Consider the following 12,742-nt stretch of genomic DNA (forward strand, 5'->3'; position numbering starts at 1 on the left):
CCGCCGTACGGGCCGCGGGCCCCGGAAGTGTAGGGCGTTTTCAGGGGGCCGGGCGTCAGAACGGGTACGCCGCGACGTCGCCCTGCATGGTGACCCACTGCGTCTCCGTGAAGGCGTCGATGTTCGCACCCGCCCCACCCAGCCTCGTGCCCGTCCCCGACGCGCCCCGCCCGCCGAACGGGGCCACGGCCTCGTCGTCCACCGTCTGGTCGTTGATGTGCACGATGCCCGTCGGCACCAGGTCCGCCAGGGCCAGGCCCTTCATCACATCGCGGGTCAGCACACCGAGCGACAGCCCGTACTCCGAGTCGGCCGCCAGCGCCGCCGCCTCCTCCAGCGTGGCGAACGTCGTCACGGGGGCGACCGGCCCGAACACCTCCTCCGCGTACGCGGGCGCGCCCGCGGGCACGTCGGCCAGCACCGTGGGCCGGTAGAACAGCCCTTCGTACGTCCCGCCCGCCGCCAGCCTGGCCCCGGCCGTCACGCTCTCCGTGACCAGGCGGTGCACCCGGTCGCGCTGGCCGGCGTCGATGAGCGGGCCGAGTGCGACCTGGCCGGTGGCGGGGTCGCCGACCGGCATGCCGGCGGCCTTGGCGGCGAGGCGTTCGACGTACTCCCCGGCCACGGACTCGTGCACGAGGTGGCGGCCGGAGGTCATGCAGATCTGCCCCTGGTGGAAGAACGACGCCCAGGCGCCCGCCGACACCGCCGGTTCGAGGTCGGCGTCGTCGAACACGACCAGCGCCGAGTTGCCCCCGAGCTCCAGGTGGACGCGCTTGAGGAGGCGGGCCGCCGTCTCGCCCACCATGCGCCCGGCCGAAGTGGAGCCGGTGAAGGAGATGACGTCGGTGTTCGGGTCGGCGACCAGGGCCTGCCCGGCGTCGGGGCCGCCGGGCAGCACGTGCAGGAGCCCGCTGGGCAGCCCGGCCTCTTCGAAGACGCGGGCGATCGAGAACCCGCCGCACACGGCGGTGCGCTGGTCCGGCTTCAGCACGACGGCGTTGCCCAGCGCGAGTGCCGGGGCGACGGACCTGATGCCGAGGATCAGCGGGAAGTTGAACGGCGCGATCACGCCCACGACCCCGGCGGGGACCCGGCGCGCGAAGCTGAGGCGTTTGCGCGCGGTCGGCAGCACCTCGCCGAGCGGCTGGGAGGCCAGCGCCGCCGCCTCGTAGCACTCCTGCGCCGCCACGTGCGTCTCGAAGCCCGCCTTGCCCGGCACGCCGCCCGACTCGCGGACGATCCAGTCCTGGATCTCCTGCGCGTGTTCCTCGAACAGCCGTCCGGCGCGCCGCAGCACGGCCGCCCGTTCCTCGTACGGGGTCGCGGCCCAGGCCCGCTGCTCCTCGCGGGCTCGTACGGTGGCCGCCGCGACGTCGTCGGCTCCGGCGGTGCCCGCCCGGCCGAGTTCGTTGCCGGTGGCCGGTTCGATGACAGGCGCGTCTCCGGAGCGGGAGGCGGTCCAGCCGCCGCCGAAGACGGAGCCCGTCCAGATCTTGGGGTCCAGGAACGTCATGGCAGCAGCCTCCTCAAGGCTGGAAGTCGGGATCAACAGCCACGGTCACGTCAAGCAGCAGGGGTTCCTCGCGGGCGCACAGCTCGGGCAGGACCTCGTCGAGGGTCGCCGTCAGCTCGTCGTACGAGTCCACCCGCCGGGCCGGGCAGCCGAGCGACCTGGCCAGGCCGCGTACGTCCACCTCGGTGAACGGTGGCCACGGCGCCTTGCCGCCCTGTTTGTCGGCCAGCCGGTCCATGACCGCGTACCGGCCGTTGGCGAGCACGACGAACAGCGCGCCCACGCGGTAGTGGGTGGCGCTCCAGAGGGCGTGCAGCCCGTAGAGCGCCGACCCGTCGCCCGCGACCGCGACCACCGGGCGGCCGGGGAGCGCCATGCGCAGTCCCACGGCGGCGGGCAGGGCGAAGCCGAGCCCGCCCATGGCCGCGGAGACGAAGCCGAGCGGGGTTCTCGCGGGCACGAGGCGGTGCAGGTCAGGGCGGGAGGACGGGGTCTCCTCGACGAGCACGGTGTCTGCGGGCAGCCGGCTTGCCAGCGCGCGCAGCACGTGCGCCGCCCGCAGCGGCCCACCGTCAGGGTGAGGTTCGCCCTGGTCGGGGACTTTCGGTTGGTGGTGAGGCGGGGTGGCCGGGACGGCGGGGAGGAGGGTGGTGAGGCGGGCGCAGACGGCGGCGGGGGAGGCGAGGTAGGCCAGGTCGGCCGCGCTGCGGTGCGCCTGCGCCGGGTCGTCGGTGACCAACGCGACCGCGGTGCCCGGGGCGACCAGCGGGCCCGCCACGTACACGTACTGCCGGAACACCGGGGCGCCCACCGCGAGCACCACGTCATGCGGGGCCAGCCGTTCCCGCAGCCGTTCCCTGTCGGCGGGCAGGACGCCCGCGTACTGCGGGTGGTCCTGCGGGAAGCCGGCGCGCGCCCCGAACGACTCCTGGAACACCGGGCACCGCAGCCGCTCGGCCAGCGCGACCAGGGGATCCCATGCGGCCCCCGCGCCCGCCACGATCGCCGGCGAGCGCGCGCCCGCCAGCAGCCGCACCAGCGGCGCCAGGTCGGCGTCGGGGACGGCGGCCGGGCGCAGCAGCCGGGCCGGCGCCGCGAGGACCTCCCCGTCGAAGGGCGCCCGCCAGTCGTCCATCGGCACGATCACCAGCGCGGGCCCGCGGGCCGTGACCGCCTCGTGCCAGGCGCGGGCCAGCGCCCCTGGTACGTCCTGGGCGCGCGCCGGCTGGTTCACCCACACCGGGTAGTCGCCGGCCAGCCCTTCCAGCCGCCCGGTCAGGAACGGCTCCAGCGCCAGGTGCCGCCGGTCCTGCTGCCCGACGATGATCACCAGGGGCGCCCGGTTGACCCGGGCGGTGGCGATGGCGCCGACCGCTGTGCCCAGCCCGGCGGTGGTGTGCAGCACGACCAGCGCGGGGGCTTCGTTCCCGATGGCCCAGCCGGTCGCCATCCCGACCACGGAGGCCTCGTGCAGGGCGAGCACGAAGCGCAGATCGTCCGGCAGGTCGATGAGCAGCGACACCTCGGTGGAGCCGGGGTTGCAGAAGATCGTGGTCAGTCCGCGGCTTCTCAGCACGTCGAACGCGGCCTCCCTGACGGTGCTCATCGTTCTCCCCTTGCCCGCTCCCCAGCTCTAGACGGCCTCGTCGATGTCGTGGGTCACGGAAAGCGTGGTGACCTCGAGGTCACGCCACAACCACAGGATCATGGAACTACCCGCTCACCGTGCCCGTCACGCTGGCCGCGCCGCCCTGGACCGGGGTGATCGTGAGGTCGATGTTCTGCCGGTGAAGAAGCCCTTGGCCTTGCCGCCCTTGACCGGAGCGGTGTCGACAACGGTGGTGAGGAGAACGAGTGAGGGGGCGACGCACGATGACTCCTAGGTGTGCGCAATGCGCACAGGTATTCTCTAGCCGAACAACCCTGTATCGCGGAAACTACGCCTCTGCCCGCTCCTGTCAAGGGATCACGATGGCCGATCATGTGCAGTCGCTGGCCCGCGGGCTCGCGGTGATCCGGGCGTTCAGCGCCTCGGAACCCGAGCTGACGCTGAGCCAGGTGGCCCGCGCCACGGGGCTGAGCAGGGCGGCGGCCAGGCGCTTCCTGATCACGCTGACCGACCTCGGCTACGTGCGCAGCGACGGGCGGCTGTTCGCGCTGACACCTCGGGTGCTGGAACTCGGGTACGCCTACCTGTCCAGCCTGTCGCTGCCCGAGGTGGCCGACCCGCATCTCGAACGGCTGGCCGCCGAGGTGCACGAGTCGGCCTCGGTCGCGGTGCTCGATGGCGAGGACGTCGTCTACGTGGCCAGAGTGGCGACGACCAGGATCATGCGGATGAGCATCGGCATCGGCACCCGGTTCCCCGCCTACTGCACGTCGATGGGACGGGTGCTGCTGGCGGCGCTGCCGCCGGAACAACTGGACGCCTACCTGCGGGGGGCGGAGCTGCGCCGGCTCACGTCGCGGACGATCGTGCTGCCCGCCGCGTTGCGGGCCGAGCTCGACCAGGTACGCGGGCAGGGATGGGCGATGGTGGACCAGGAGCTGGAGGAGGGGCTGCGCTCGATCGCCGCGCCGATCCTTGACCGCTCCGGCAGCACGGTGGCGGCGGTGAACGTCTCGACGCACGCCAGCCGTACGAGCACGCAGGCGGCCCGGCGCGACCTCCTGCCGCCACTGCTGGCCACGGCCGCCAGGATCGGGACGGACCTGGCCTCCCTGCCGACCGCCCGCGCCTGACCGGACCGGTCAGCGGGCGCGGTAGCGGTCGGTGGCCTCCCTGGTGGCGCGGATGGCCGCGTCGGCCCTGTCGTAGGTGCGCTGCGCCAGCCCCACGAAGATGCAGTCGACGATCAGCAGCTGGCTGATCCGGCTGGCCAGCGCGCCGGGCCGGAAGGCCGTCTCGCGGCCCGCCGACACCAGCGTGTGGTGCGCCATCTCGGCCAGCGACGAGCGGGGGTTGTTGGTGATCCCGACGATCATCGCGCCCGCCTCGGCGGCCGTCCTGGCGGGGACGAGCACGTCGGGCGTCTCGCCGCTGCAGCTGATCGCCACCGCCACGTCGCCTTTCCCGAGCAGCGCCGCGCTGGTCAGGGCCAGGTGCGCGTCGCTGAACGGATGGCTGGACAGCCCGATCCGCAGCAGCTTCTGCGACATGTCGGCGGCTACCAGGCCGGAGGCCGCCACGCCGTACACGTCGACGCGCCGGGCCGTCGCGATGGCCTGCACGATCTCACCCAGCTGGTCGGGGTCGAGCTGCGCCGCCGTGTCGGCCAGCGCCTCCGACTCGGCGCGCGCGACCTTGGCGATCACGTCGGTCAGCGGGTCGTCGGGCGCGAGGTCGCCGGGCACCAGCCGCTCAGGTTCCTTGGCGACGGCCGCGGCCAGCGCGAAGCGCATCTGCGAGTATCCGGCGAACCCGAGCGCCCGCGCCGTGCGGACGATCGTCGCCTCGCTGGTGCCGGAGACCGAGCTGAACTCGGTGATCGTGCTCCGTACGACGAGCCCGGGGTCGTCGAGGATGATGCGGGCGATGGACTGCGCGGCGGGGGTGAGCGACGGCAGCACGGCGCGTACGGCCGCGACCGGGTTCGCCGGCTCGGCGCTCAACGAAGCAGCCATTCCGCCGCCGCGAGGGCGGACACGCGCGAGATGCCGTGGGTCGCCACATGCGTGAACCCGTGGGTGGCGCCGTCGGGCGGGGCGGGGATGCCGGTGTCGACCACGATCGCGTCGGGCCTGAGCGCGAGGGCCCTGGCCACGGTCTCCCGCACCCAGGCGTGCCGGGCGGCGTCGTGCACCACCAGCACGACCGGCCGTTCGTCGAAGGGCGGTAGCTCGCCCTGCGGCTCCATCTGCACCCTGGCCGTGTTCGGCAGCAGGGAGGCCAGTGCGGCCGTGACGCCGGTCGGCGTGGCCGGGTCGACCGCCTTGCTGAAGCGGGTGTTGACCTCGACGACCAGCGGCCCGCGGTCGAGCGCGGGGGTGCCGGAGGTGGTGAGCGCCGCCCTGGCGGCCTCCAGGCCGACGCCCTCGTCGACGTCGCCGCGGGCCTTGTCGCGCAGTTCCGTGCGGGCGGCGTACCAGCCGGCGAGTGCGCGGACCCGGGCCGCGGCCTCCGCCAGGCGCTCCTCCTGCAGCGTTCCCTCGCGCACCGCGGCCACGATCGCGTCGCGGATCTCGTGCAGGCTGTCCTCGGTGGACAACCCCACGCAGATCGCGTCCACGCCCGCGTCGAGCGCGCGCACCGCGATCTCGCCGGGGCCGAACATGTCGGCCACCGCCTGCATCTCGATCGCGTCGGTGACGAGCATCCCGTCGAAACCGAGCTCGCCCCTCAGGAGTTCGGTCAGGATGGTACGGCTGAGCGTCGCCGGCATCGACGGATCGAGGGCGGGGATGAGCAGGTGGCCCGACATGATGGAGCGCACCCCGGCGTCGATCGCGGCGCGGAAGGGCGGGAGGTCGCGTTCGTAGAAGACCTCGCGCGAGGCGTGCACGGTGGGCAGCGCCAGGTGGGAGTCGGTGACCGTGTCGCCGTGCCCCGGGAAGTGTTTGGCGCAGGCGGCCACGCCCGCGCCCTGCACGCCGTTGACGTAGGCGACGGTGTGGCGGGTGACCAGGTCGGGCGTCGCGCCGAACGAGCGCACGCCGATCACCGGGTTGGCCGGGTCGGAGTTCACGTCGGCGGAGGGCGCGTAGTCGAGCGTGATGTCCAGGTCGGCGAGCATCCTGCCGATCTGCCGGCCCACCCGCTCGGTGAGTGTCACGTCGTCGACCACGCCCAGCGCCCGGTTGCCGGGGAAGGAGCTGCCGTTCGTGACCTCGAGCCGGGTGACCGCGCCGCCCTCCTCGTCGATCGCCACGATCGTGTCCGGGTTTTCGGCGCGGAAGTGCCGTACGAGCTGCGCGTCGATGGCGTTGCGGGCGAACAGCACCACGCCGCCAAGACCTTCGCCCAGCGCCCGGCGCAGCCAGTCGGGGGTGGAGGTCCCCTCGTACCCCGGATGCAGCACCGTCATCGCCAGTCTGTACAGGTCACCGCTCATCGGCATTTTCCTTCACGATTGTTGATCTGAAGGTAATTTTCTGTCATTGTCGCCCTCTACACAACCACTTCCGAGAGGCCACCCCCCAATGCCCAGCAGAAGGACTCTCCTGAAGGGCTTAGCCCTCGCCGCCGCCGCCTCCGCCGTCCCGCTGCCCGCCTACGCGTCGACGAACGGCCACATCCCGCCGCTGCGCCAGATGCGCGGCATGTGGATCGCCTCCGTGGTCAACATCAACTGGCCCTCGAAGCCGGGACTGACCGCGGACGAGCAGAAGGCCGAATATCTCGCCTGGCTGGACGTGGCCGTGCAGCGCAAGCTCAACTCGGTGTTCGTGCAGATCAGGCCGACCGCTGACGCGTTCTGGCCGTCGCCGTTCGAACCCTGGTCACAGTATCTGACCGGGACGCAGGGGCAGGACCCCGGCTACGACCCGCTCGGGTTCGCCGTGGAGGAGACTCACAAGCGCGGCCTGGCCTTCCACGCGTGGTTCAACCCCTACCGCGTCTCGATGCAGGACGACCCGGCCAAGCTGCACCCCGACCACCCCGGGCGCAAGCACCCCGACTGGATCCTGCCGTTCGGCGGCAAGCTCTACTACAACCCCGGCATGCCGGAAGTGCGGAAGTTCTGTCAGGACGCCATGATGGACGCGGTCACCCGCTACGACATCGACGGCCTCCACTTCGACGACTACTTCTACCCGACCAACACCACGGGGTTCGATGACAGCGCCGCGTTCGCCGAGCACGGCGCCGGCTTCCCCGACCTGGCCTCCTGGCGGCGCAACAACGTCGACCTCATGGTCCAGGAGATGCAGCAGCGGGTGCTGGAGTCCAAGCCGGAGATCGCGTGGGGCATCAGCCCGTCCGGCATCTGGCGCAACAAGGCCAGCGACCCGCTCGGCTCCGACACCAACGGCGGCCAGTCGTACGACAACCTGCACGCCGACACCCGCGGCTGGGTCAAGAAGGGCTGGCTCGACTACATCGCGCCACAGCTCTACTGGTACATCGGGCAGCCGCCGGCCGACTACTCCAAGCTCGTCCCCTGGTGGTCCGGCGTCGCCGCGGGCACGAAGACGCAGCTGTGGATCGGCCAGGCCGCCTACAAGGCCGGCGACCCCGCCCAGGCGGCGGAGTGGCAGGCGCCGGACGAACTGTCCAGGCACCTGACCCTCAACAGGGACCACCCCGAGATCGGCGGCGACATCTGGTACAACGCCAACGACGTCAAGGTCGACAGGATCGCCTCCATCTCGACCGCGGTCGACGACCACTACCGGCGGCCCGCGCTGGCGCCCGTGCTGCCCAGGCTCGCCAAGGGGGAGCCGCCGCGCCGGCCGGTGCTGGCGTACGCGCTGCGCCGCCACGGCGGGGTCGAGGTGCGGGCGGTGGCGACCGGCCGGGACGAGCCGTTCCTGTTCGCCGTCTTCCGCTTCGACAGGAACGCGCGGTCCAGCGACTTCGCCGACGCCCGCCACCTGGTGGCCGTGGTGCCCGGCGACCGGCAGGTGCGCTGGACCGACCCCGACGGCGGACGCGGTGACCACTACTACGTGGTGGCGGTCGACCGCGCCAACAGGACCAGCAAGCCCAGCAACGGCTTCCGGGTGATCTGAGCCGGTTCGCGGGCGTGCTGTGCCCGTACGTGTCGCCGGCCGGTCATCCGGCCGGCGATCACCCGGCACGCCCCGCCCGAGTGCATGCCCTCGCCACCGCTCGTGAAGGTTCCGATGCCGCCGGAAATCCCTCGCCGTGGCCCCGGTCGCGATCCGGTCTACGCAGGTGGCCTTTCAGGCACCTAAGAAGCCCTCCGCCCAGCGGGCGACGGCTGCTCGGCGGCTCCCGACGACCTCTGTGGCGGCACCACGGGGGTCGGGCGTACCAGTCCGAGCGCGACGACCTCGTTGGCCAGCCGTGTGCGCCGGTTGGTGCCCTCGGGAATCCTGAACTTCTGGTAGAGCCGCAGCAAATGCTGCTTGACCGCGGCCTCGGTCACGACCAGGTCGTCGGCGATCTCACGTGCGGTCGCCGGGGCGACGAACGCCTCGTCCGACAGCGCCGGCCTGCAGAGCGAGGTCAGCACATCGACCTCGCGCCTGGTCAGCTCGGGCGCGGCCGCCCTGCGCAGCTCGACCTCAGGGGTGAAGTCCTCACGGGGGACTCCACCGATGCGACCCCGGGCCGCGCCGAAGGAGACGACGTCGCCGTCGTCAAGGACCCTCCGGGCGATCGGCCTGCCGTTCACCCGCGTGCCGTTCCTGGACAGCCCCAGGTCGACGACATACAGGTAGGGTCCTCGTCTGACGAACTCGGCATGGAGTCGAGACACGCTGGGGTCGGTGAGCCGGATGTCCACACCCCGGCCCCTCCCCACCGTCGTGATCTCGGGGCGCAAGGGGACCACCTCGCCGGTGTCCTCGATGCGTATGAACGGCCCCTCCACTGGCGGTTCCTCCCCTGGGTTGACGCAGCGTATGAACGGCACGCCTACTCCTGGGCACGGCAGTTCCTCCCCAGGTAGCCCGCCGTAACTATTACTACAGCTCCGGCTTACCCAAACGAGGGGATGCGGAATCTCCTTTGCTGAAAGGAGAATCCGACGTGAAATTGGTCTGGACCTTTGAAGCCGGTTTTACCTGCTCACGGGTAGACTCCGAGGGAAGATAAGCGGAGGAAACACCCATGGCGGACAAGCCCACGAAAGGTCTGGCCGATGTCGTCGCCGCGTCCACAGCGCTGAGCGACATCGACGGAAAGGCCGGCCGGCTCTTCTACCGTGGATACGACATCCACGACCTGGCCGGCCGTGCGACGTTCGAGGAGACCGCACACTTGCTGCAGCGCGGCAAGCTGCCCGACCGGGCCGAGCTCGACGCGTACGGCGCCGAGCTGGCGCGCGGCAGGGAGCTCGGTGCCCTGGTCTCGGCGAACATCGCCGAAATCGCCGAGAAACAGAAACCCATGGAGGCGCTGCGCTCGCTGGTCTCGCTGTCGGGCGCCGACGACCCGGACAAGGACTCCATCACCCCGGACGCCAACCTGCGCAAGGCCGCCCGGCTGACCGCGCAGCAACCCCTCCTGGTCGCCCGCTTCCACGCCGCCCGCAGCGGCGGGAGCGTTCCCGACCCCGACTCCTCACTGAGCATCGCCGCGAACTTCCTGCTCCAGGTGACCGGTCGCACTCCCGACCCCCGTGAGGTCGAGATCTTCGACGAGTGCCTGGTGCTGCACGCCGACCACACCATGAACGCCTCCACGTTCGCCGCCCGCGTGTGCGCCGCGACGCTGTCGGACATGCACTCCGCCATCGTCGCCGCCATCGGCACCCTCAAGGGCCCGCTGCACGGCGGGGCGAACGAGCAGGTCATGAAGACCCTGGAGTCGTTGACGCCCGGCAGCGTGGCCCAGGCCGTACGCGACAAGCTCGCGGCCGGCGAGAAGATCATGGGCTTCGGCCACCGCGTCTACAAGACCGAGGACCCGCGCGCCACCCACCTGCGCAGGATGTCCGCCGAACTGGCCGGGGCGTCCGGGGACGACACCTACTACCGGATGTCCAAGGAGATGGAGGAGGTCGTCTTCGAGACGAAGGGCCTCTATCCGAACGTCGACTTCTACGCCGCGTCCGTCTACCACTACCTGGGCATCCCGACCGACCTGTTCACGCCGGTCTTCTCCATCAGCCGCATGTCCGGCTGGACCGCCCATGTCATCGAGCAGCATGCCGACAACCGGCTCATCCGCCCGGACAGCGAGTACATCGGAGAGACGGACCAGAAGTGGAAGCCGGTCGACGAGCGGTGAGCCGGGTGAGCCGGGCCGGGGAGAATGTGACCATCAACAGGTGCTGATGTGACTGTGAGCGGATGCGTTGAGCCAGGGGACTGAACGCGAGAGCTGGGGACCGTACCCGCTGATCCTGGTGGGTGCGGTCGCCGGCGTGCTCGTGACCTACTTCGCGAACCTGCGCTGGGGCGGGTTCACCATGGGCGCCGTCATCATGGTCGCCGCCGCCCTCCGCTTCGCCGGATACGGCGGGCAACTGTCCGTGCGGAGCAGGCGGACCGACGTCATCACGCTGTCGGTCTTCGGCTTCGTGCTGGTGCTGACCTCGCTGCTGCTGTACAACAACGAGCTGAAGGCGCTGATCCTGTCCCTTTTAGCCCGGTGACTTGACGGTCCGATAGCCTCAACGCATCACATCATTGAAGGGGAACCATTCGCATGCCCAAGATCAAGGTGGAGGGTCCCGTCGTCGAGCTTGACGGCGACGAGATGACCCGGATCATCTGGCAGTTCATCAAGGACCAGTTGATCCTTCCCTACCTCGATGTCGATCTGAAGTACTACGACCTCGGCATCGAGCATCGGGACGCGACGGACGACCAGGTCACCATCGACGCCGCCAACGCCATCAAGCAGCACGGCGTCGGCGTGAAGTGCGCCACCATCACCCCGGACGAGGCGCGGGTCGAGGAGTTCGGGCTCAAGAAGATGTGGAAGTCCCCCAACGGGACCATCCGCAACATCCTCGGCGGCGTCATCTTCCGCGAGCCGATCATCATGTCCAACGTGCCGCGGCTCGTCCCCGGCTGGACCAAGCCGATCGTCGTCGGCCGTCACGCCTTCGGCGACCAGTATCGCGCCACCGATCTGAGGATCCCCGGCGAGGGCACGCTCACCCTGACGTTCACGCCGAAGGACGGCTCCGAGCCGATCGAGCTCGACGTGTACGACTTCCCCGGCAGCGGGATCGCGATGGCGATGTACAACCTGGACGAGTCGATCCGCGACTTCGCCCGCGCGTCGATGCGCTACGGCCTGTCCCGCAACTACCCGGTCTACCTCTCGACGAAGAACACGATCCTCAAGGCGTACGACGGCCGCTTCAAGGACATCTTCGCCGAGGTCTACGAGTCGGAGTTCAAGGCCGACTTCGAGAAGGCCGGCCTCACCTACGAGCACCGCCTCATCGACGACATGGTCGCGGCGGCGCTGAAGTGGGAGGGCGGCTACGTCTGGGCGGCGAAGAACTACGACGGCGACGTGCAGTCCGACACCGTGGCGCAGGGCTTCGGCTCGCTCGGCCTGATGACCTCGGTGCTGATGACCCCCGACGGCCGCACCGTCGAGGCGGAGGCCGCGCATGGCACCGTGACCCGCCACTACCGCCAGCACCAGCAGGGCAAGCCGACCTCCACCAACCCGATCGCCTCGATCTTCGCGTGGACGCGCGGCCTGGCCCACCGGGGCAAGCTCGACGGCACCCCCGCCGTGATCGACTTCGCCGACAAGCTGGAGCAGGTCTGCGTCGAGACCGTCGAGGGCGGCCAGATGACCAAGGACCTCGCGCTCCTGGTCGGCGGCGACGCCCAGTGGCTGACCACCCAGGACTTCCTGGCGGCGCTGGACGAGAACCTCAAGAAGAAGATGTCCGCCTAGCCGGACACGGCCCCCGCCACGCGGCGAAGCCGCGTGGCGGGGGCCGTTTCGTGTGGCGCCTAATCGGATCCATAGTCCCGTTAGGATGGAACTCCGGTCCCGATAGGAGTCATTCATGGCCACCGCGCCGCAGCCCGGCACCGTCCGCCCTGGTGGGCGCACTGCGCGCGTCCGCGAAGCCGCCCTTCGGGCGGCGGGTGACGTGCTGGCCGAGAAGGGCTTCGACGCCCTCGACCTGGCGGAGATCGCGCGCAGCGCGGGGGTCGGCAAGACCACCGTCTACCGGCGTTGGCGCACGCCTGGCGCGCTCGTGGCCGACCTTCTCGACGACATGGCCGAACAGTCCCTGCCCCGCGCCCGCACCGGCAGCGTCGATGACGACCTGCGCGCGAACGCCCGCCTGGTCGTCAAGACCCTCACCGACCCCCGCCAAGGACGGCTCTTCAAAGCGCTGATCGCCGCCTCCCTGTGCGACGACCACGCCGCCCAGGCCCTGCGCCGCTTCTACGCCGTCCGCATCGACGAATGGGCCGGCTGCGTCATGGACGGCATCGAACGAGGCGAACTGCCCGCGGGGACGGACCCGCGCCGAGTGATCGCCGACGTCTCCGCCCCGCTCTACTACGCCCTCCTCAACACCGGGGAGCCGCTGGACGACGCCGCGGCCGACCGCGCGGCAGCCGCGGCCCTGGCCATCGCGCGCGCCGGGGTCGCAACAGGATGACCGC

General features: G+C 70.9%; 11 protein-coding genes. 6 read left to right on the forward strand and 5 right to left on the reverse strand.

Going from position 1 to position 12,742, the window contains the following annotated elements; all coding sequences use genetic code 11:
• Positions 1 to 55: 55 nt before the first annotated feature.
• The gene (locus ABGB01_RS11835; protein ID WP_347773203.1) at positions 56 to 1,516 is read right to left on the reverse strand and encodes a benzaldehyde dehydrogenase; all 1,461 of its coding nucleotides are present in this window, start codon (positions 1,514 to 1,516) and stop codon (positions 56 to 58) included.
• Between the two features lie 13 nt (positions 1,517 to 1,529).
• Positions 1,530 to 3,122, reverse strand: a complete 1,593-nt coding sequence (locus ABGB01_RS11840) for a thiamine pyrophosphate-dependent enzyme (protein WP_347773205.1) — start codon at positions 3,120 to 3,122, stop codon at positions 1,530 to 1,532.
• Between the two features lie 365 nt (positions 3,123 to 3,487).
• On the opposite strand from ABGB01_RS11840, the gene ABGB01_RS11845 reads away from it, so the two are divergent.
• On the forward strand, positions 3,488 to 4,258 hold the full coding sequence (locus tag ABGB01_RS11845) for an IclR family transcriptional regulator C-terminal domain-containing protein (protein ID WP_347773206.1): 771 nt from the start codon (positions 3,488 to 3,490) through the stop codon (positions 4,256 to 4,258).
• 9 nt (positions 4,259 to 4,267) lie between these two features.
• Here ABGB01_RS11845 and ABGB01_RS11850 read toward each other — a convergent pair whose 3' ends face one another.
• Together ABGB01_RS11850 and ABGB01_RS11855 are read right to left on the reverse strand one after the other, a co-directional pair.
• Positions 4,268 to 5,140 (reverse strand): MurR/RpiR family transcriptional regulator, encoded by an 873-nt coding sequence (locus ABGB01_RS11850; RefSeq protein WP_347773208.1) that lies wholly within the window; start codon positions 5,138 to 5,140, stop codon positions 4,268 to 4,270.
• A complete protein-coding gene (locus tag ABGB01_RS11855) occupies positions 5,125 to 6,567 on the reverse strand; it encodes a glycoside hydrolase family 3 protein (RefSeq protein ID WP_347773210.1) in 1,443 nt (480 codons plus the stop codon). The genes ABGB01_RS11850 and ABGB01_RS11855 overlap by 16 nt, the downstream gene beginning before the upstream one ends.
• A gap of 88 nt (positions 6,568 to 6,655) precedes the next feature.
• Between ABGB01_RS11855 and ABGB01_RS11860 the strand changes: the two genes are divergently transcribed.
• Complete coding sequence (locus ABGB01_RS11860) at positions 6,656 to 8,188, forward strand: family 10 glycosylhydrolase (RefSeq protein ID WP_347773212.1); 1,533 nt, start codon at positions 6,656 to 6,658, stop codon at positions 8,186 to 8,188.
• A gap of 182 nt (positions 8,189 to 8,370) precedes the next feature.
• On the opposite strand, the gene ABGB01_RS11865 is transcribed toward ABGB01_RS11860, so the two are convergent.
• Positions 8,371 to 9,015, reverse strand: coding sequence for an FHA domain-containing protein (locus tag ABGB01_RS11865; protein ID WP_132504575.1), 645 nt, complete (start codon positions 9,013 to 9,015; stop codon positions 8,371 to 8,373).
• Positions 9,016 to 9,254: 239 nt separating this feature from the next.
• Here ABGB01_RS11865 and ABGB01_RS11870 point away from each other — a divergent pair, with 239 nt between their 5' ends.
• From ABGB01_RS11870 to ABGB01_RS11885, 4 genes are all read left to right on the forward strand, one after another.
• Positions 9,255 to 10,376, forward strand: a complete 1,122-nt coding sequence (locus tag ABGB01_RS11870; protein ID WP_347773214.1) for a citrate/2-methylcitrate synthase — start codon at positions 9,255 to 9,257, stop codon at positions 10,374 to 10,376.
• A 67-nt stretch (positions 10,377 to 10,443) separates the two neighbouring features.
• Positions 10,444 to 10,743 (forward strand): DUF3017 domain-containing protein, encoded by a 300-nt coding sequence (locus tag ABGB01_RS11875; RefSeq protein WP_347773216.1) that lies wholly within the window; start codon positions 10,444 to 10,446, stop codon positions 10,741 to 10,743.
• 53 nt (positions 10,744 to 10,796) lie between these two features.
• The gene (locus tag ABGB01_RS11880) at positions 10,797 to 12,014 is read left to right on the forward strand and encodes an NADP-dependent isocitrate dehydrogenase (protein ID WP_347773218.1); all 1,218 of its coding nucleotides are present in this window, start codon (positions 10,797 to 10,799) and stop codon (positions 12,012 to 12,014) included.
• Between the two features lie 115 nt (positions 12,015 to 12,129).
• Positions 12,130 to 12,738 (forward strand): TetR/AcrR family transcriptional regulator, encoded by a 609-nt coding sequence (locus ABGB01_RS11885; RefSeq protein ID WP_347773220.1) that lies wholly within the window; start codon positions 12,130 to 12,132, stop codon positions 12,736 to 12,738.
• Positions 12,739 to 12,742 lie beyond the last annotated feature (4 nt).

Source organism: Nonomuraea sp. B5E05 (assembly GCF_039880665.1).
Classification (GTDB): Bacteria; Actinomycetota; Actinomycetes; order Streptosporangiales; family Streptosporangiaceae; genus Nonomuraea.